The following is a 19,140-nucleotide window of genomic DNA, read 5'->3' as shown; positions in this document are numbered from 1 at the left end:
CCCCCGGCCGAACACGGCGCTATGTGGTTGGATGGAATACGAGGAGATCGGACATGCTGGGCTGGTTCCGCAAGCTTTTGCCGCGCGAAGATCGCTTCTTCGACCTCTTTGAACGGCATTCCCGCACCGTGGTCGGCGGCGCCGAGGCGCTGGAGCAGCTTCTGCAGGGCAAGGACATCGATCGCTGGTGCCAGAAGATCATCGATCTCGAGGACGAGGCCGATCATATCACGGCCGAAGTCCTGCTGGCGGTGCGGCGTTCCTTCATCACGCCTTTCGATCGCGGCGACATCAAGGACCTCATCCAGTCGATGGATGACGCCATCGACATGATGCACAAGACCGTCAAGACGGTGAAGCTGTTCGAAAAGAAGGAATTCGACCCGCTGATGCAGGAGATGGGTGGCGTCATCGTTGCCGCCTCCAGGCTGGTTGCCGAAGCGATCCCGCTGCTCAGCAAGGTCGGCACGCACACGGTACGCCTCAACGCCATCGCCGAAGAGGTGATGCGCGTTGAAAGCCGCGCCGACGATCTGCATGAGCAGGGATTGAAGGACCTGTTCAAGCGGCATGGCCGCAGCGATCCGATGGCCTACCTGATCGGCTCGGAGATCTACGGCCAGCTGGAGAAGGTGGTCGACCGCTTTGAGGACGTCGCCAACGAGATCAGCGGCATCGTCATCGAGAACGTTTAGGCAATGGAAGCCACCATCGCCTTTCCCGTGCTGATCGGCCTTGTCGCCGTCGCGCTGTTTTTCGATTTCCTCAACGGCCTGCACGATGCAGCGAACTCCATCGCCACCATCGTCTCCACCCGCGTGCTGAGACCGCAATATGCGGTCCTGTGGGCGGCTTTCTTCAATTTCATCGCCTTCATGTTCTTCGGCCTTCACGTGGCTGAAACTGTGGGAAAAGGTATCGTCGACGTCAGCATCGTCACGCCGGCGGTGATCTTCTCGGCGCTCGTTGGCGCCATCGTCTGGAACATCGTCACCTGGATTGCCGGCATCCCGTCCAGCAGTTCGCATGCCCTGATCGGCGGGCTCGTCGGCGCCGGCGTTGCAAAGGCTGGGCCCGGCGCCATCGTCTGGACCGGGCTTGGCAAGACGGTCGCCGCAATCGTCGTGTCGCCGGCGACAGGGTTTGTTCTGGCGCTGGTCCTGATCCTGGCCGTTTCCTGGCTGTTCGTGCGCCAGACACCGTTCGCCGTCGACAGCACCTTCCGCGTCATGCAGTTCTTTTCGGCCTCGCTTTATTCGCTAGGGCACGGCGGCAACGACGCCCAGAAAACCATGGGCATCATCGCCGTGCTGCTCTATTCGCAAGGTATGCTCGGCGGGACGTTCTACGTGCCGCTGTGGGTCGTCCTCACCTGTCAGACAGCACTGGCGCTCGGCACTTTGTTCGGCGGCTGGCGCATCGTTCACACGATGGGCTCGAAGATCACCCGGCTGAATCCGATGCAGGGCTTCTGCGCCGAGACCGGCGGCGCCATCACCCTGTTTGCCGCCACCTGGCTTGGCGTTCCCGTGTCGACCACCCATACGATCACCGGGGCCATCATCGGTGTCGGCGCCGCCCGTCGCGTCTCGGCCGTGCGCTGGGGCGTTGCCGGCAACATCGTCATCGCCTGGATCGTCACCTTGCCGGCCACGGCTGCAATTTCGGCGCTCACCTACCTTGCGGTTGGCCTGGCAAGGTGAGGCGGACACCGTGGTGCTTGGAGTCGCTGCCAATCTGCACTATCTGAGCCGCAGCCAAACGCCTTAGGGAACAATGCATGTCCGTCACCAAGGAAATCGTCACCGAGCGTCTGAAGACGGTCAACGGGCCGGACTTCACCGGCAACATCGTCGACCTCGGCATGGTTTCGGAGATTTTCATCGCCGATTCGAAAGTGTTTTTCTCGATCACCGTTCCCGCCGCCCGCGCACAGGAGATGGAGCCGCTGCGCGCCGCAGCCGAGCGTGTCGTCAAGGCGATCCCTGGTGTCGCCGGCGCCGTCGTCGCGCTGACGGCGGAGAAGAAGGGCGGCGGCATGGAGGCTCCGGTTGCGTCGCGTCCCGCGCCCAGGCCCGCACCGCCGGCTGCGCCAGGCGGGCCGCGCCCAGCTCCACACACTCCAGCCCCGCACGCCCCGGCCTCGCAAAGCTCGGGCAAGCGCGGCGTGCCCGGAATCGAGGCGATCATCGCGGTGGCGTCCGGCAAGGGCGGCGTCGGCAAGTCGACCACCGCCGTCAACATCGCGCTTGGCCTCGCCGCCAACGGTTTGCGTGTCGGCGTGCTCGATGCCGATATTTATGGCCCGTCCATGCCCAGGCTGCTCAACATCCATGGCCGGCCGCAGACCGTCGACGGCAAGATCCTGAAACCGATGGAGAGTTACGGCCTTAAGGTGATGTCGATGGGCTTCCTCGTCGACGAGGAGACGCCGATGATCTGGCGCGGTCCGATGGTGATGTCGGCGCTGACGCAGATGCTGCGCGAGGTCGAATGGGGCCGCCTCGACGTGCTCGTCGTCGACATGCCGCCCGGCACCGGCGACGCCCAGCTGACCATGGCCCAGCAGGTGCCGCTGGCCGGCGCCGTCATCGTCTCGACGCCGCAGGACCTGGCGCTGATCGACGCCCGCAAAGGATTGAATATGTTCAAGAAGGTCGACGTGCCGCTGCTCGGCATCGTCGAGAACATGAGCTATTTCATAGCCCCCGATACCGGCAAGCGCTACGACATCTTTGGCCATGGCGGGGCGCGGCGCGAGGCCGAGCGCCTCGGCGTGACTTTCCTCGGCGAAGTGCCGCTGGAAATGGGCATTCGCGAAAGTTCTGATGAAGGTGCTCCGGTGGTGGCGTCGAAGCCAGACAGCGCCGAGGCGAAGATCTATCGCGGCATTGCTTCGAAGGTCTGGGACCGGGTCAACGAAGAACGCGGCGCGGCCGAAGCGGCGGTGCCGAACATCGTGTTCGAGTAGCTCGGATATCCCTTCCCCTTGAGGGGAGGGTGGCCCGAAGGGCCGGGTGGGGTCCGCGGTGACACGCTCGACGCTATTTCTTTACAAGTCGAGGCAGCTCAACTCACGTTGAGGCAGTTGAGGCGACCCCACCCGCCTCGCTTCACGAGGCACCCTCCCCTCAAGGGGGAGGGGAGCCCACCTTCTCGCCAAAGCTTGAAAAGAACTGCCCGGCCAGCTTCTTCGAAGTCGATTCGATCAGCCGGCTGCCGAGTTGGGCGATCTTGCCGCCGACTTCGGCCTTGGCCGCGTATTTGAGGACCGTCGCATCCGGCCCGTCCGCCGTCAGCGTCACGTCGGCGCCACCCTTCGCGAAGCCGGCAATACCGCCCTTGCCCTCGCCCTGGATGGTGTAGGAGTGCGGCGGCTTCAGGTTCTTCAACGTCACCTCGCCGTTGAATGTCGCCTTGATCGGTCCGATCTTCAACACCACCGTCGCCGCCATTTCGGTCGGCGATTTCATCTCCAGGTGCTGGCAGCCGGGAATGGTCGCCTGCAAAACCTTCGGATCGTTCAGCGCGTCCCACACTTTCTGCAGGGGGGCGGCAATGCGTTCCTCGCCTTCGATCACCAAAGCCATCGACACCTCCCGGACAGACTTCGAAGGCCTAACGCACGGTCTGGTCTGTGTCTATCGCACCAAAGTCCGGTTGCGACGGTGCGCCCTCTTGCCTGCTTCCGCGCGTTGCCATATCGATTTGTCTTACAAATACGGAGACCATGATGGCAGGCGCCCCCACCGGAAAGAAGAAATTTCGCTCGCAGGAGTGGTTCGACAATCCCGACAATCCAGGCATGACCGCGCTCTACCTCGAGCGCTACCTGAACTACGGCCTGACGCGGGCCGAGTTGATGTCGGGCAAGCCGCTGATCGGCATCGCCCAGACCGGCTCGGATCTGTCGCCATGCAACCGCCATCATATCGAACTCGCCAAGCGCGTGCGCGAAGGCATAGTCTCGATGGGCGGCATCCCCTTCGAATTCCCGTGCCATCCGATCCAGGAGACCGGCAAGCGCCCGACCGCGGCACTGGACCGCAACCTTGCCTATCTCGGCCTGGTCGAAGTGCTTTACGGCTATCCGCTCGACGGCGTCGTACTGACCATCGGCTGCGACAAAACCACGCCGGCGCTGCTGATGGCGGCGGCCACCGTCAATATTCCGGCCATAGCACTTTCGGTCGGACCGATGCTCAATGGCTGGCACAAAGGCAAGCGCACGGGATCCGGCACCATCGTCTGGGAATCGCGCCAGCGGCTCTCCGCCGGCGAGATCGACTATGACGAGTTCATGGACATCGTCGCCTCATCGGCGCCGTCGACCGGCTATTGCAACACCATGGGCACCGCCACCACGATGAACTCGCTGGCCGAGGCGCTCGGCATGCAATTGCCGGGTTCGGCCGCCATTCCCGCACCCTACCGCGAGCGCGGCCAGATCTCCTATGAGACCGGCAAGCGCATCGTCGAGATGGTGCATGAGGATCTGAAGCCGTCCGACATCATGACGCGCAAGGCCTTCGAGAACGCCATTGTCGTCAATTCGGCGATTGGTGGCTCGACCAATGCGCCGATCCACCTCAACGCGATTGCCCGTCATCTCGGCGTGCCGCTCACCAATGACGACTGGCAGACGGTCGGCCTCCATGTGCCGCTCATCGTCAATCTGCAGCCATCGGGCGAATATCTCGGCGAAGACTATCACCATGCCGGCGGCGTGCCGGCTGTGGTGGCCGAGTTGATGAAGGCCAAGCTGCTGCCTTATCCCGAAGCGATGACCGTCAATGGCAAGACTATCGGTGACAATTGCAAGGGTGTCGCCAACGAGAACACCGACGTCATCCGCACCGTCGCCGAGCCGCTGAAGGCCAATGCCGGCTTCATCAATCTCAGCGGCAATCTGTTCGATTCCGCAATCATGAAGATGAGCGGCATCTCGCCGGAATTCCGCGAGCGCTATCTCTCCAACCCGAACGACCCGGAAGCCTTCGAAGGCAACGCCATGGTCTTTGACGGGCCGGAGGACTACCACGCCCGCATCGACGATCCGGCGCAAGGCATCGACGAGCACACCATCCTGTTCATGCGCGGCGCCGGCCCGATCGGCTATCCCGGTGGCGCCGAGGTGGTCAACATGCAGCCGCCCGCTTATCTCATCAAGAAGGGCATTCACGCGCTGGCCTGCATCGGCGATGGCCGCCAGTCGGGCACATCGGGCTCGCCCTCTATCCTCAACGCTTCCCCGGAAGCCGCCATTGGCGGCGGCCTGGCGCTGCTCAAGACCGGCGACCGTGTGCGCATCGACTTACGCAAAGGCACTGCCAACATCCTCGTCACCGACGAGGAAATCACGCGCCGCCGTGCCGAACTGCAGGACGATGGCGGCTACCACTATCCCAAGCACCAAACGCCATGGCAGGAAATCCAGCGCTCCATGGTCGACCAGTTCTCGGAGGGCATGGTGCTGAAGCCGGCGGTGAAATACCAGGACGTCGCGCACACCAGCGGCGTGCCGAGGGACAACCACTAAGCACCCGCTTGATATGCAAATGCCGGCCTGATCGGGCCGGCATGAAAGCCTTGGCGTAAGCTTGTTTGGATGGCGGCCTCAGGGTGGAGGCGGGCCGGACGAAGCGGCGATGGCTGTGATGCCGGAGAGTCGTCCTGCCTTGCGGATGACTGGTGTGTGATACTGTTTCTTCATAGGACCCGTTGCCCGTTTTAGATCACTGCTCGAACGCCAACTGATCCCACCTGTCAGTATGACATTGCAGTCCTCGTCAGTTTCGGGTTTTTTGACACGAAATCAAGAGGGGTCCAGAGAGTCGTCCATGATGATGGTTTTCCGCCACGGGCGTATCCTTGCCGCCTAGCCCGATCGACATTGCCCCGGTCGACATTGCTATTGTCGGCGCGGGCATGGCCGGTCTCTTCCTGGCGTGGCGCTTGTCCCAAAGTGAAAAGCCCGCAAGGATCGCTGTTTTCGAATCCGCCGGTCGCGTCGGCGGTCGGGCCTCCACGGTCTCATTTCCCGGAGAGCCGAACTTCGGCATCGATCTCGGCGCGATGATGCTGATGCCGCAACATCGGCTGCTCAAAAAACTCATGGCGACGCTGGATATAAAGCTGTCGGGTATGGACGTCGTCACCGGCGCCAACCGGCTCCATCTGCGCGGTAGGAGCCTGCCCTACGCCGCTATATCGCGCTTTGCGCCGCGCCGCCTGTTTGCCTATGACGTGACGCGTCGGCTGCAGGAAAAAGGCCCGTCCCGCCTGCTGCGAAAGGCGGCAGCACTGATCCTGCCGGGTTCGGAGGCCTTCGGCAGCGCCGAATGGAACGGCGCCGCAGGCTTCGTTTATCGCGGCCGCAAGCTGGCGGATTGGGCGACTTGGGATGTGCTGGCGACGGTCTTGACCCCGGAGGAAATGGCTTTTGCCGAGGACGCGGTGGGCTATTCGTTGCTCCTGCGCGGACCCAACGCCGCCGAGACGTTCAGGCTTGCGCTCGGCGAGCTGAGCGGCGGCCGCTCCTATTGTTCCCCCGATGGTGGGTTCCAGCCGGTTGCGGAGCGAATGGCCGGGCGGATCGCTGTCAGCGGCGGCGCCGTCCATCTCGATCACACCGTGACCGCCATCGCCCGCTCGGCGCAAGGGATGGTCTTGTCTGTCGAGGGGCAGGGCGGGACGGTCGAGGCGCGCAAGGTCGTGCTGGCGTTACCGGTCCGCCCCCTGCGGACCCTGCTGGAAAAGTCCGGCATCGAGCAGCCCAGCGATCTGCCGGCACCGGAACCCTGGCCGATGCTCACGCTGGCCGCCTGCTATGCCAGCCCATGGTGGGCTCGAAACGGCATCGCGGCCGGCCACAGCGTGACCGATCTGCCGGCTCGCCAGATATGGCAGTTCACAAAAGCGGACGCGCGCGACGCGACGATTCGGCGGAGCGTCGCCATGGCCTATTGCGATGGCAGACACATGGTATTCTGGCGCTCACTGCTGCCTGAGCTCGCTCGGCGCCACGGTTTTGCGGTTTTGGCCGAGGGACATTCCGCGCTGGAGGCCTTTCACGGCCAGATGGTCGAAGTCCATGGCAAACACGGCGCCATCTCGAAACCCATCGGCGGGTTTGCGCAGGATTGGGGTGCGCCGGCCTATGGCGGCGCGTCGCATGTCTGGGACCGTGGCATAGATATCTCCGGTATAAAACTGGCGAGCCATACGCTTGCTCCGGGCATTCATGTCTGTGGCGAAGCGTGGTCCAACAATCACGGCTGGATCGAGGGCGCGTTGGAAAGTGCGGAAGACCTGTTGCAGCGGGAATTCGGGCTCGACGCCTGGCTTGCCTGAGACTCCGCAAGGGCGATGAAAAACGATCCTACATTCCCATATGAGTGGTCGGCTATCGGACGGAAAGTATCAACGTGACTAAACGGCGCTCTTCAATCGGTTTCCTCGGCATGTTCGGTCGCTCCGGCGATTTGCGGGAACTCGACACCGCGCTGCGCGGCGCCGATCTGCATCCGGCGCTTGTCCCTGAGGGGGTAAAGCTCACCATCGTCAATTTGATGAAGGATTATTGGCCGGACGAGCCGCCGCCGGACGCCTACCGGTCCGTGGCGCAGCTGTTTGGCTATTGCATCGCAGGCCCACAAACCTTCGAGCAGGCCAATGGGCCGGAGCGGCGGCTGGACGCTGAGCGCCGCATCGAGGCTGCGCTTGAAACCGGCGACAGCCTGGATGCCCAGATCGTGTTGATGGCGCTGCATGGCAAGCTGATCAGCGCCGAAGTCGTCGAGCGCTTTGGGTTAAGTGCGGATTGACATACGTAAGGTGAAGCTTACCCGCCCATGCCGCTGCGTGGCAGCTTGATCATCTCGCCGAAGCGGGCGCGCAATTTGTCGTCGAGCAGCTTCGGCACATGGCGCGGGAACCGCTCGGCAAGCACGCGCTTCTTTTCGATGATCGCCCGCTGCAAGATGTCGGGCCGGCCCTTCTCGTTCCATTCCTTGGGCGAAAAGCGGTCGCCGACGGCCGGATAAAAATACTCGGTCTGCATCAGGCGCAGCGTCTGCTCGTTGCCGAGATAGTGGCCTGGGCCATTCATGCAGACTTCGGTGATGGTGTCGATCGACAGCGCTTCGTCGGTCACTTCGATGCCGCGCACGCAGCGCAGGCAGTGGCCCAGCATGTCATTGTCTATGATCAGGCTCTCCAGGCAAAAGCCGAGCAGCGAGGCATGCATACCTGCCGATTCATAGACCAGATTGAGGCCGGCAAGACCGGCCATCACGTCGGTGATCCCCTTTTCATAGCCGGACTGGATGTCGGGCAGTTTCGAATCCGTCATGCCGGCGGCCGAACCGCCCGGCAGATCGTAGAACTGCGCCATCTGCGCGCAGGCCGAAGTCAGCACGGCCTGCTCGGCCGAACCGCCCGACATGGCGCCGGTCCTGAGGTCGGAGACGAACGGCCAGGTGCCGAAGATCGCCGGATGCCCCGGCTTGATGGCGTTGACATAGATGAGACCGACCAGCACTTCCGCCACCGCTTGCACCACAGCGCCGGCAATCGCCGCGGGAGCGGTGGCGCCGGCCTGGCCGGCCGATAGCAGCAGGATCGGGATGCCGCCTTCGACACAGGCTTCGAGCACGCCGCAGGCGTCCTCGGCAAACTTCATCGGCGGCACGACGAAGCAATTGGAGTTCGACACGAACGGCCGGGCGCGAAAGTTCTCCTCGCCGCCGGCGATCGCATAAAGCATTTCCAGCGCCGGCTGCACGTTCTCGCGCACCGTGAACGAGGTGCCGACATGCTTCGACGTGCCCATCACGCAGGCGTAGAGCGTGTTGAAGTCCATTTCGAGCGGATCGGGAATGTCGCGCGGCACCATCGGCCGCTGGAAGAAATGGATGTTGTCGAGCCCTTCGACGAGGCGAGCGGCATCATAAATGTCCTGCACCAGCGACTCGCGGTATTCGCGCTTTTCGACATCGACCAGATGCACCGCCGCACCCGCCGTGCCGTAATGCACGCGCTTGCCCTGGATCAGCATGTCATGCCTGGGGTCCTGGCCGTGCAGCATAAAATTCCTCGCCGCTTTCTTGATCGTGTCCATCACAAGCCCACGTGGGAAACGGATGCGGCCGTCATCGCCATAGACGGCGCCGACCCCGGTCAGCGCCTCGATGCAGGAGGGAATGGCATTGGCGAAGCCGACGGTCTCCAGCAGCGTCAGCACCGCTTCATGGATGCGCTCCTGGTCGTTCTGGTTGAGCGGCCCGTAGCTGCCGCCTTCGAGGCCGGCGCGCACCGGCCGGATATCGTCGGCAAGCGGTGCGGCGCGCATGGCGCGGCGCGCTTCGCGCCCGCCGGATCGGCGCGAACGCTGGTCGGCTGATGTATCTTTAGGAGCCGCATCCTGCTTCTCAACAGCCACTGACATGGGGGGCACTCCACCTTTAGCTTGCGAAACACGACGCGGTGATCGGTCCACCGTCGGCCTGCTTCGTCCCTCTGTCAGCCGACTATGCCGTTGCCATTGGCCCAGCCTATGGGCCAGTCAACGCAGCCGAGTATGCCAGAGAGCTAATGCAGAATGTTGGTGATCATGCCAAGGGCCGGGCTGTTCAAAGCCCCGGCACAGGCAAATCAGGCTGCAGCGGGCCTGCGTCCGGCTGCGGTCGCGAGCTCGCGAATACCCGGCTCGATGTGCTGCAGTGCGATCGAGGAAATGCCCAAGCGCATGAAACGCGACGGCTTTTCGGTGCGATCGAAGAAGCGATCGCCCGGCTCGATGATGACGCTGCGCGAGGCCGCGGCCTCGGCCAGTCCACGTGAATCGGTGCCACGCGGGCCTTCCAGCCAGAGCGATGTGCCGCCGGCCGAATCGGTCGAGCGCCATTCCGGCAGGAATGCGGAAATCGCATGGACCAGACGCTTGCGCCGCTCGTCGAAGGCCGACGACAGCCGCCGCACCAGGGCTTCGTGATGGCCGAGCGACAGGAACAGCGCGACCGCGCGCTGGTTGTTGGCTGGCGGGTGCCTGAGCATGAAGCGACGCAGCGCCCTAAGCTCGGAGATTAGTCCAGCCGAAGCGACGATGTAGCCAAGCCGCAGGCCCGGAGCCAGCGTCTTCGACATCGAGCCGACATAGACGACGCGACCCGAGCGATCGAGGCTCTTCAGCGCCTGCTGCGGCGCCTCGTCGAGAAGCTGGCTGTCATAGCCGTCCTCGATGATGATCTGGTTGTGGCGGTTGGCGCGCGCCAGAAGGTCCTGCCGCCGCTCTGCCGACAGCGGCACCATGGTCGGGCAATGGTGGCTGGGGGTGACGAAGACAAAGCCGGAATCGTTGGGGATGGACGAGGTGACGATGCCGGACTGATCGACCGGAACCGGCTGGATTTCGGCGCCTGCCAGGCGGAAGATCGAGCGCGCGTCGGGGTATCCCGGGTCTTCCATCGCGACCTTGGAGCCCTTTGTCATCAGCAGTGTCGCCAGCATATAGAGCGCGTTCTGGGCGCCCAGCGTGACGATGATCTCGTCCGGATTGGCGAAGATGCCGCGCCGCGGCAACAGCCGCGCCTGGATCTGCTCGATCAAGAGCGGATCGTCGCGATCGACCATGTCGGAGGCCCAGTTGCGGATTTCGAGCACGGCCAGCGCCATGCGGTTGCACTCACGCCATTCGGCGGTCGGGAACAGCGCCGGGTCGAACTGGCCATAGACGAAGGGGTAGGACGACTTGATCCAGTTGTCGTGCTTGGCCGGCGGCGGCATGTCGCTGGCGGCGATCTGCCGGCGTGCCTTCCAGTCGATCTCGTTCTGCTGGTCGGGCGCCTTCTGGTGCGGCTTGGCCGGGGTGGCCAGCACATCCGGATTGACGAAATGGCCGCGCCGTTCACGCGCCACCAGGAAACCCTGATCGACCAATTGCTGGAACGCCAGCACCACAGTGCCGCGCGCGACGCCGAGTTTTTCAGCCAGGATGCGGCAGGACGGAAGCGGCATCGAAGCGGCAATCTGCCGGTCGAGAATGGCGGCGACGATCGCCTGACGGATCTGCGCCTGCAGGGTCTGGCCCGATTCCGCCGAAATCCGGAACAGGCCGGACCATATGGCCGTGTCGTTACGCTGTGGCATGGAAGGTGTTCCTCGATGGCCAGTCTTTTTTGCTTGGCTGGACCAGCGGAAGGTAACCGTGGCACAAGGGGTTGCGCCAATCAATTTTTCTGATCGCTGGGATTTATGCCAGTGATCTATGCGCGACGCGCAGCGTCGTCGCATCCCCGGGTGACGCTTGCGTCATCCCGCAGCGCGGACGCCCGCGCGACGCGCAGCGTCGTCGCGCCTCATTATCCCCAGCGCGATGCGAAGCGTCGTCGCTACTCCCATCACATCATCCAGCGCGACGCGCAGCGTCGTAGCTCCATCACATCGCACTATGCTGCACTGCGTCATCCCCACGCATTGAAACATGCGGAATTCGGCTCGATAACGTCACCCCGACGACACGCGCCGGAAACATCCGGTCTGATAAGATGTCGTGAAAAAACGATCAGGAGCCGGCAGTGGATCATTCCTCCTTCGACAAACAGCTTGTCGCCTTGCGTGCTGCGCGCGCGGCGGCATCGGGCACGATGCGCGAGGCGTTTGCCGCGGACCCCAAGCGCTTCGAGACATTTTCGGCCAGCGACGGCGACCTTTTGCTCGACTGGTCGAAATGCGCGGTCGACCAGCGCACGATGGAACTGCTCGAGAAGCTCGCCGCCGCCGCCGATCTCGAAGGTCGCCGGGCCGCAATGTTTTCCGGCAAGAAGATCAACATCACCGAGGATCGCGCCGTGCTGCACACGGCGCTACGGAACCTCTCGGGCAAGGGCGTCACGGTCGATGGCCAGGACGTCAAGGCGGATGTGCTGTCCGTGCTCGACGCCATGGGCGCTTTCGCCGACGCCATTCGCTCCGGCAAGGCCGCCGGCGCCACCGGCAAGAAAATCACCGACATTGTCAACATCGGCATTGGCGGCTCCGATCTCGGCCCGGCCATGGCGACGCTGGCGCTGGCGCCCTATCACGACGGCCCGCGCGCGCACTACGTCTCCAACATCGACGGCGCCCATATCCACGACACGCTGAAGGGCCTGTCGGCCGAAACCACCCTGTTCATCATCGCCTCGAAGACCTTCACCACGGTCGAGACGATGACCAATGCCGAGACGGCGCGCGAATGGGTGCAGAAGGCGCTCGGCAAGGAAGCTGTCGGCAAGCATTTCGCCGCCGTCTCGACCGCGCTCGACCTGGTTTCCAAGTTCGGCATCGAAGCGGATCGCGTGTTCGGCTTCTGGGACTGGGTCGGCGGCCGCTATTCGCTGTGGGGCGCCATCGGCCTGCCGGTGATGATCGCCATCGGCCCGCGCAACTTCCGCGCCTTCCTCGATGGCGCGCATGAGATGGACGAGCACTTCCGCACCGCACCCCTGCAGAAGAACCTGCCGGCGCTGCTGGGGCTGGTCGGCTGGTGGCATCGCGTGATCTGCGGTTATCCGGCGCGTGCGGTCATCCCTTATGACCAGCGCCTTTCCAGGCTGCCGGCCTATCTGCAGCAGCTCGACATGGAATCGAACGGCAAGGGCGTCACCCTCGACGGCACGCCGGTGACGACGCCGACCGGACCGCTGGTCTGGGGCGAGCCCGGCACCAATGGCCAGCACGCCTTCTTCCAGCTGCTGCACCAGGGCACCGATTCCATCCCGGTCGAGTTCCTTGCCGCTGCCGTCGGCCATGAGCCGGATCTGAAGCACCAGCACGATCTACTGCTTGCCAATTGCCTGGCCCAATCGGAAGCGTTGATGAAGGGCCGCACGCTGGACGAGGCTCGCGCGCAGATGCTGGCCAAGGGCATGAAGCCGGCCGATGTCGACAGAATAGCCCCGCACCGCGTCTTCTCCGGCAACCGCCCCTCGGTGACGATCCTCTACCGCAAGCTCGACCCGCGCACCTTCGGCCGGCTGATCGCGCTTTACGAGCACCGCGTCTTCGTCGAAGGCACTCTGTTCAACATCAATTCCTTCGACCAATGGGGCGTCGAGCTCGGCAAGGAGCTGGCGACCGGCCTGTTGCCAGTCGTGGAAGGCAAGGAGAGCGCCGCCAAGCGCGACGCATCGACGGCCGGGCTGGTGGCGCGCATCCAGCAACTGCGGGGGGCGCAATGAAAAATCCGGCCGACATCAAGGGCATATTGTTCGACAAGGACGGCACGCTTGTCGATTTCAACGCGACCTGGCTCGGCATCGCCGATTTCATGGCCATGGATGCTGCCGAGGGCGATCGCTGGAAAGCCGACAGGCTGCTTTCAGCGGCGGGCTTCGATTTTGTCGCCAAGCGTTTCAAGCCGGATTCCATCTTCGCCTCGGGCACCAACATGGATGTCGTCGAACTATGGTTCCCGCGCCTGTCCGACGAGGACCAGATGCTGGCCGTCGCCCGCTTCAACGAGATCACCTCGGTGCAAGGCTCATCGATGGCGGTGGCCTTGCCCGGCATCGTCGCGGCGCTGACGGCTCTGCACAAGCGATCCTACCGGCTCGGCGTCGCCACCAATGATTCGACTGCCGGTGCCGAAAAGACCATGGTCACGCTCGGCGTCGCGCAGCTGTTCACCGCCGCCTATGGCTATGACGCGGTCGCCAATCCGAAACCGGCGCCGGACACGATCGTCGCCTTTTGCGACCTGACCGGGTTGAAGGCGTCCGAGATCGCCATGGTCGGCGACAACCGCCACGACCTGGAGATGGCGCGTGCCGGCGGCTGCGGCCTGGCGGTCGGCGTGCTCTCCGGCACCGGCACGCGGGAATCGCTGGCGTCGATCGCCGATGTCGTTCTGGATTCGGTTGCCGACTTGCCGGACTTTCTGTCGGCGCGGGTCAAGGAGACGGTCTGACGGGGGCCTGGGGCAAACTCAATTCGGCTCGGGATTTCCCCGCCAATGGCCGAGTTGGGGGAAGCAGCCATGAAACTATGGAGCTTCTGGTTTGTTTTCGGACATAGTGGGCTACTCATCAGCAGAGCAAACGTACCCGCATCTGCCGCACCTGATCTTGGCGCTTGCGTTATCGATGTCTTCGCCAGGCTGAAGCTCGAAGCCGCGATTTTCGCACTTTGGGCAAACTATGAAGCCGATACGTTGAACAACTTTAATCCACGCCATTCGACTTCTCCTATCAACGGCTAATCCAATCTATTTTCTGCCCCTTGAGGTTTGTCCACAATGAGTAGAATCCGGCCATTCAGAGCGACTGGGCTTTGCCGCGTCGCGCTAGCAATCTTCCGGCTCGAACCAAAACACACCGCTCGGCTTGGTCACATCACCCTTTGCGTCGCCGAAATCCGGCACCTGATATTCGGCGAGCAATCGTAGCCGCGACAGCGGCAGATCGGCGCGGCGGGGATCGCCGACCAGCACCTCGATGCCGGCTGCCAGGCAGCGGTCGAGGAACGGGATCACCCGCAGAGCAACCTCGCGGCCGTAGAACACGTCGCCGGCAAGCACGAGATCGACCGCTGGCGGCGGGCCCGTGGTGATATCCTGGTCGACAATGGTGATCTCGACGCCGTTGGCCAACGCGTTGAGGCCGATCGCGGCGACGCCGTTGCGATCGCTCTCGGCGGCGATCACCGCGCTGGCGCCGGCCTTGGCGGCGGCGATGCCGACGAGGCCCGAGCCGGCGCCGAGGTCGAGCACGCGGTGACCGGCCACGATTTGCGGATGGTCGAGTATATAGCGCGCCAGCACGGCGCCGCCGGCCCAGGCATAGGCCCAGTAGGGCGGCTGCGGCTCAGCTTCGTGCTCCTCGGTCTGGCTGCCGTCTTCCGGTCCATGAGCTCGCCACTCGACAAGCCGCCTCAGGCCGCTGCCGGAATGAGCCGTATAGAGCTGGATTTCACGAAGGGCGGGAACGGGCGCAAGCCGCAGGTTCGCCTTGATGAACACTACTGCATCGGGACGCCGACTATCGTCCGCCATCCCGCCGTCGCCAGGCTCGCCGTTCAAATTATTCCCGCAGCGCCCGGCGCAAAATCTTGCCCACCGGCGTCTTCGGCAGCTCGGTCCTGAACTCGATGTATTTCGGCCGCTTGTAGCCGGTCAGGTTCTCGCGACAATACGCAGTGATTGCCTCAACGGTCAGCGCCGGATCCTTCTTGACGATGAACAGCTTCGGCACTTCGCCCGAATGCTCGTCCGGCACGCCGACCGCCGCCACTTCGAGCACGCCCGGATGCTGGGCGACGACTTCCTCGAGTTCGTTGGGGTAGACGTTGAAGCCGGAGACCAGGATCATGTCCTTCTTGCGGTCGACGATCTTGGTGTAGCCGCGCTCGTCCATGAAGCCCATGTCGCCGGATTTGAAAAACCCGTCCTTGGTCATCACCTTGGCGGTCTCGTCCGGCCGGTTCCAGTAACCGGCCATGACCTGCGGCCCGCGAATGCAGATCTCGCCGACCTCGCCGAGCGGCAGGTTGTTGCCGTCATCGTCGCGGATGACGATCTCGGTCGACGGCAGCGGCAGGCCGATCGTGCCGGTGAAATTGCTGTCGCTGAACTTGTTGGCGGTCGCCACCGGCGAGGTCTCCGACAGCCCGTAGCCCTCGGTGATCGAATTGCCGGTCAGCGCCTTCCAGCGCTCGGCAACCCCCTTCTGCACCGCCATGCCACCACCCAGCGTCATGATCAGCGGCTTGAAGTCGAGCTTGCGGAAATCCTCGTTGTTGAGCAGCGCGTTGAACAGCGTGTTGAGGCCGGGGAAAATGTGCATCGGGTATTTCTGCAGCTCCTTGACGAAGCCGGGAATGTCGCGCGGGTTGGGAACGAGCACGTTCTGGGCGCCCTGCTGCATGCCCATCAGCGCGTTCACCGTCAGCGCGAAGATATGGTAGAGCGGCAGTGCGCAAATGAAATTGAGATGCGCCGGTTTCGGCTTGATCGCATAGGCGTCCTGCAGCCACAGCGTGTTCTGCGCGACATTGGACAGCACATTGGAGTGCAGCAGCACAGCACCTTTGGAAATCCCCGTGGTGCCGCCTGTATATTGCAGGAAGGCGACGTCGCTGGCTTCCATCTTGGCCGGCTTGAAGGCGATGCCGGCGCCGGCCTTCACCGCCGCATTGAACTTGACATGGCCGGGCAGCGACCAGGCCGGCACCATCTTTTTCACCCGGCGCACGACCAGGTTGACGATCGTGCCCTTGAGGCCGCCGAGCATGTCGCCCATCGCCGCGACCACCACATGCTTGACCGCCGTCCTGGCAATCACCGCGTCCAGGGTGCTGGCGAAATTCTCCAGAATGACGATCGCCTGCGCGCCGGAATCCTTGAGCTGATGTTCGAGCTCGCGCGGCGTGTAGAGCGGATTGATGTTCACCACGACATAGCCGGCGCGAAGCACGGCCATCATCGCCACCGGATATTGCAGCACATTCGGCATCATCAGCGCCACGCGTGCGCCTTTCTGCAGGCCCTTCGATTGCAGATAAGCGCCGAAGGCGGCCGATTGCCGCTCGAGTTCGGCATAGGAGATCGACTTGCCCATGCAGACGTATGCCGGCTGGCCGGAAAACTGCTTGCAGGCGCCGACGAGGAAGTCGCCGATCGAACTGTAGGGCAGGGCGCCGATCTCCGCCGGCACGACTTTCGAATAGCTTTTTAGCCATGGCTTTTCCGGCAAGCCCGCGGCAAGCGCCGTCAGCGTATTCGGCAGTTTTTTGGCCGCGCCCGGCGACGGCTTCGAGGCGGGCTTCGCCGCGGCTGTCTTCGCGGCTGGCGGCTGGGCGGGCTTTGCAGCGGGTGTTGTCTTCGCCGCGCGCTTGACCGCAGGTTTCGCTGCCGGGTTGGCGCTTGCCTTCGCCGGCGTCGAGGTTGCCGTTGGCTTGACGGCGGGAGTGGCTTTGGCCGGTGGCGCTTTCGACTTGGCGGCAGCGGCGGCCGGTTTTGAAGCTTTCGCCGCTTTTGCTTTCGCCGGGGCCGTTGTCTTTGTTGCTTTCGCCACCTCTAGCCTCCCTCGGTCGTTCTGTTGCCTGCTCCTGCTGCGCCGCCTCGATGTGGTGAGGCGTCCTCCGCTGCAGCGATGTCGCGGATTTCCGGAAAATCCAGCGTGTCATCTATCTATTGCGACTATCGGCGGCCGTGCAAGTCTTGCCCCAGCGGCAGGACGGCAAAGATTTGCCGTCGAAATCCTTCCCGCGATGCCAGCTCAGGCAATGCCGTCCGGTCATCTCGGTGGCGAAACCCAGGCTTGTGGATTTTTGGCTTACGATTGCTGCGATCAATGAAAAAATGCGGTCGTTAACAATCCCGTGATTAGCAGATTTTGCTATTTGTTTCTGCAGTTCGTCAAAGACCGAGAAATATTTTCTGCTTACGGTGGGGTAGGCAAACAGGGTGTTCCAAAGCCGGAAAAACGGTGCTTATATGCGCGCTTCGCGAGCCTATAGAGGGGCTTGGAAGAACATCAGGGAGTGCTCAATGAAAAAGAAACTGACTTTTGCAGCCGCGTTGCTGGCTGCAAGCGTCCTCGGCGGTGTGGCCAATGCCAAGACGCTGGTCTATTGCTCGGAGGCCTCGCCGGCCAACTTCGACCCGGGTACCACGACGGGCGGCAACGACTTCGACGCCTCGTCGCGCACCGTCTATTCGCGCCTGGTCGAGTTCAAGCATGGCGGCACCGAAGTTGTGCCCGGTCTCGCCGACAAATGGGAGATTTCGGACGACGGCCTGGTCTATACTTTCCACCTGCATCCGGGCGTGAAGTTCCAGACGACGGATTTCTTCAAGCCGACGCGTGATTTCAATGCCGACGACGTCGTCTTTTCGTTCGATCGCCAGTTCAACAAGGAAAACCCCTGGAACGGCGAGAAGTACCTGCCGAACCTGACCTGGGACTACTACACCGGCATGGACATGCCGAAATACGTCGCCAAGTGGGAAAAGGTCGATGACCTGACCGTGAAGCTGACGCTGACCGAGCCGAACGCGCCGATGCTGGCCAATCTCGGCATGGACTTCGCCTCGATCGTGTCGAAGGAATATGCCGACCAGCTGGAAAAAGACGGCAAGATGGCCGACTTCTCGACCAAGCCGGTCGGTACAGGTCCGTTCCAGTTCGTCGACTACCAGCTGGATTCGGTCATCCGCTATGCGGCCAACCCGGACTACTTCAAGGGCAAGGAAAAGATCGACGATCTCGTCTTCGCGATCACGCCTGACGCCACCGCCCGCATCCAGAAGGTGCTCGCCGGCGAATGCGATATCGCGCCCTATCCGAATCCTGCCGACATCGGCACGATCAAGGCCAACGCCGACGTGACCCTGATGGATCAGGCTGGCCTCAACATCGGCTATATGAGCTATAACACCACCATCCCGCCGCTCGACAAGCCTGAAGTGCGCCATGCGCTCAACCAGGCGATCGATCGGGAATCGCTCATCAAGTCGCTGTTCCAGGACGCCGGCGCCACGCCGGCCGTAAACCTGATCCCGCCGACCATGTGGTCGTGGAACAAGGACGTGAAGTCCGACGCCTATGATCCGGAAGCCGCCAAGAAGGTGCTGGCCGATGCCGGATTGAAGGAGATCCAGCTTTGGGCCTCCGACCGCGTCCGTCCCTACAACCCGAACTTCCAGCGCGCCGCCGAACTGATCCAGGCTGACTGGGCCAAGGTCGGCGTCAAGGCGGAGATCGTCAGCTACGAGTGGACGAAGTACCGCGAAGAAGGCAAGAAGAAGGAGCGTCCGGGCGCCTTCCAGATCGGCTGGACCGGTGACAATGGCGATCCGGACAATTTCTTCGCCACGCTGTTCGCCTGCTCGGCCATCGGCGTGTCGAACTACTCCAGCTGGTGCGACAAGGACTTCGAGGATCTGATCCAGAAGGCCAAGAAGACCAGCGACCAGGCCGAACGCACCAAGCTCTATGAAGAGGCGCAGGTTGTCTTCCAGAAGCAGGCTCCGGCCTTCCTCATGGCACACAGCCAGGTCTACGCAGTCGTGCGCAAGAATGTCAGCGGCTTCATGATGGACCCGCTCGGCATTCATCGCTTCGACGGCGTCGACAAGGCCGAATAGAACTGTTAGGCGGG

Annotated in this window: 15 protein-coding genes; 10 read left to right on the top strand and 5 right to left on the bottom strand. The window is 63.0% G+C overall.

The window, feature by feature from the left end; translation table 11 throughout:
- Positions 1-53: 53 nt before the first annotated feature.
- From NL532_RS00340 to NL532_RS00330, 3 genes are all read left to right on the top strand, one after another.
- Positions 54-695, top strand: a complete 642-nt coding sequence (locus NL532_RS00340; protein WP_023673429.1) for a DUF47 domain-containing protein — start codon at positions 54-56, stop codon at positions 693-695.
- A 3-nt stretch (positions 696-698) separates the two neighbouring features.
- A complete protein-coding gene (locus NL532_RS00335) occupies positions 699-1,703 on the top strand; it encodes an inorganic phosphate transporter (RefSeq protein WP_023828550.1) in 1,005 nt (334 codons plus the stop codon).
- Between the two features lie 77 nt (positions 1,704-1,780).
- Positions 1,781-2,971: an Mrp/NBP35 family ATP-binding protein gene (locus tag NL532_RS00330; protein WP_286487868.1), complete on the top strand. Its 1,191-nt coding sequence runs from the start codon at positions 1,781-1,783 to the stop codon at positions 2,969-2,971.
- Between the two features lie 160 nt (positions 2,972-3,131).
- On the opposite strand, the gene NL532_RS00325 is transcribed toward NL532_RS00330, so the two are convergent.
- Positions 3,132-3,590: an SRPBCC family protein gene (locus NL532_RS00325; RefSeq protein WP_023696771.1), complete on the bottom strand. Its 459-nt coding sequence runs from the start codon at positions 3,588-3,590 to the stop codon at positions 3,132-3,134.
- Between the two features lie 143 nt (positions 3,591-3,733).
- Here NL532_RS00325 and NL532_RS00320 point away from each other — a divergent pair, with 143 nt between their 5' ends.
- From NL532_RS00320 to NL532_RS00310, 3 genes are all read left to right on the top strand, one after another.
- The gene (locus NL532_RS00320) at positions 3,734-5,539 is read left to right on the top strand and encodes an IlvD/Edd family dehydratase (protein WP_023712598.1); all 1,806 of its coding nucleotides are present in this window, start codon (positions 3,734-3,736) and stop codon (positions 5,537-5,539) included.
- A 332-nt stretch (positions 5,540-5,871) separates the two neighbouring features.
- Complete coding sequence (locus tag NL532_RS00315; protein ID WP_023828549.1) at positions 5,872-7,353, top strand: flavin monoamine oxidase family protein; 1,482 nt, start codon at positions 5,872-5,874, stop codon at positions 7,351-7,353.
- A 74-nt stretch (positions 7,354-7,427) separates the two neighbouring features.
- Positions 7,428-7,826 carry a hypothetical protein gene (locus NL532_RS00310; RefSeq protein ID WP_023725813.1) on the top strand — a complete coding sequence of 133 codons (399 nt, stop codon included), beginning with the start codon at positions 7,428-7,430 and terminating at the stop codon, positions 7,824-7,826.
- A 17-nt stretch (positions 7,827-7,843) separates the two neighbouring features.
- Here the strand turns inward: NL532_RS00310 and NL532_RS00305 are convergent, their stop codons facing one another.
- Complete coding sequence (locus tag NL532_RS00305; protein ID WP_023699429.1) at positions 7,844-9,448, bottom strand: trimethylamine methyltransferase family protein; 1,605 nt, start codon at positions 9,446-9,448, stop codon at positions 7,844-7,846.
- A gap of 206 nt (positions 9,449-9,654) precedes the next feature.
- On the bottom strand, positions 9,655-11,148 hold the full coding sequence (pdxR, locus tag NL532_RS00300; RefSeq protein WP_023669484.1) for a MocR-like pyridoxine biosynthesis transcription factor PdxR: 1,494 nt from the start codon (positions 11,146-11,148) through the stop codon (positions 9,655-9,657).
- 428 nt (positions 11,149-11,576) lie between these two features.
- On the opposite strand from pdxR, the gene pgi reads away from it, so the two are divergent.
- From pgi to NL532_RS00285, 3 genes are all read left to right on the top strand, one after another.
- Positions 11,577-13,220 (top strand): glucose-6-phosphate isomerase, encoded by a 1,644-nt coding sequence (pgi, locus tag NL532_RS00295; protein ID WP_023828548.1) that lies wholly within the window; start codon positions 11,577-11,579, stop codon positions 13,218-13,220.
- A complete protein-coding gene (locus NL532_RS00290) occupies positions 13,217-13,948 on the top strand; it encodes an HAD family hydrolase (protein ID WP_023688783.1) in 732 nt (243 codons plus the stop codon). The genes pgi and NL532_RS00290 overlap by 4 nt, the downstream gene beginning before the upstream one ends.
- 69 nt (positions 13,949-14,017) lie before the next feature.
- Positions 14,018-14,239, top strand: a complete 222-nt coding sequence (locus NL532_RS00285; protein WP_155922478.1) for a hypothetical protein — start codon at positions 14,018-14,020, stop codon at positions 14,237-14,239.
- 84 nt (positions 14,240-14,323) lie between these two features.
- Here NL532_RS00285 and NL532_RS00280 read toward each other — a convergent pair whose 3' ends face one another.
- Positions 14,324-15,031 carry a class I SAM-dependent methyltransferase gene (locus tag NL532_RS00280; protein ID WP_031198174.1) on the bottom strand — a complete coding sequence of 236 codons (708 nt, stop codon included), beginning with the start codon at positions 15,029-15,031 and terminating at the stop codon, positions 14,324-14,326.
- Positions 15,032-15,059: 28 nt separating this feature from the next.
- A complete protein-coding gene (locus NL532_RS00275) occupies positions 15,060-17,051 on the bottom strand; it encodes a long-chain fatty acid--CoA ligase (RefSeq protein ID WP_023682052.1) in 1,992 nt (663 codons plus the stop codon).
- Positions 17,052-17,527: 476 nt separating this feature from the next.
- Here NL532_RS00275 and NL532_RS00270 point away from each other — a divergent pair, with 476 nt between their 5' ends.
- A complete protein-coding gene (locus NL532_RS00270) occupies positions 17,528-19,126 on the top strand; it encodes an ABC transporter substrate-binding protein (RefSeq protein ID WP_023669491.1) in 1,599 nt (532 codons plus the stop codon).
- The last annotated feature ends 14 nt before the right edge of the window (positions 19,127-19,140 follow it).

The sequence above is a fragment of the Mesorhizobium sp. C120A genome, assembly GCF_030323105.1.
Taxonomy (GTDB): domain Bacteria; phylum Pseudomonadota; class Alphaproteobacteria; order Rhizobiales; family Rhizobiaceae; genus Mesorhizobium.
Note: the sequence above shows the minus strand (reverse complement) of the source record. Positions and strands in the feature narration are given on the sequence as shown.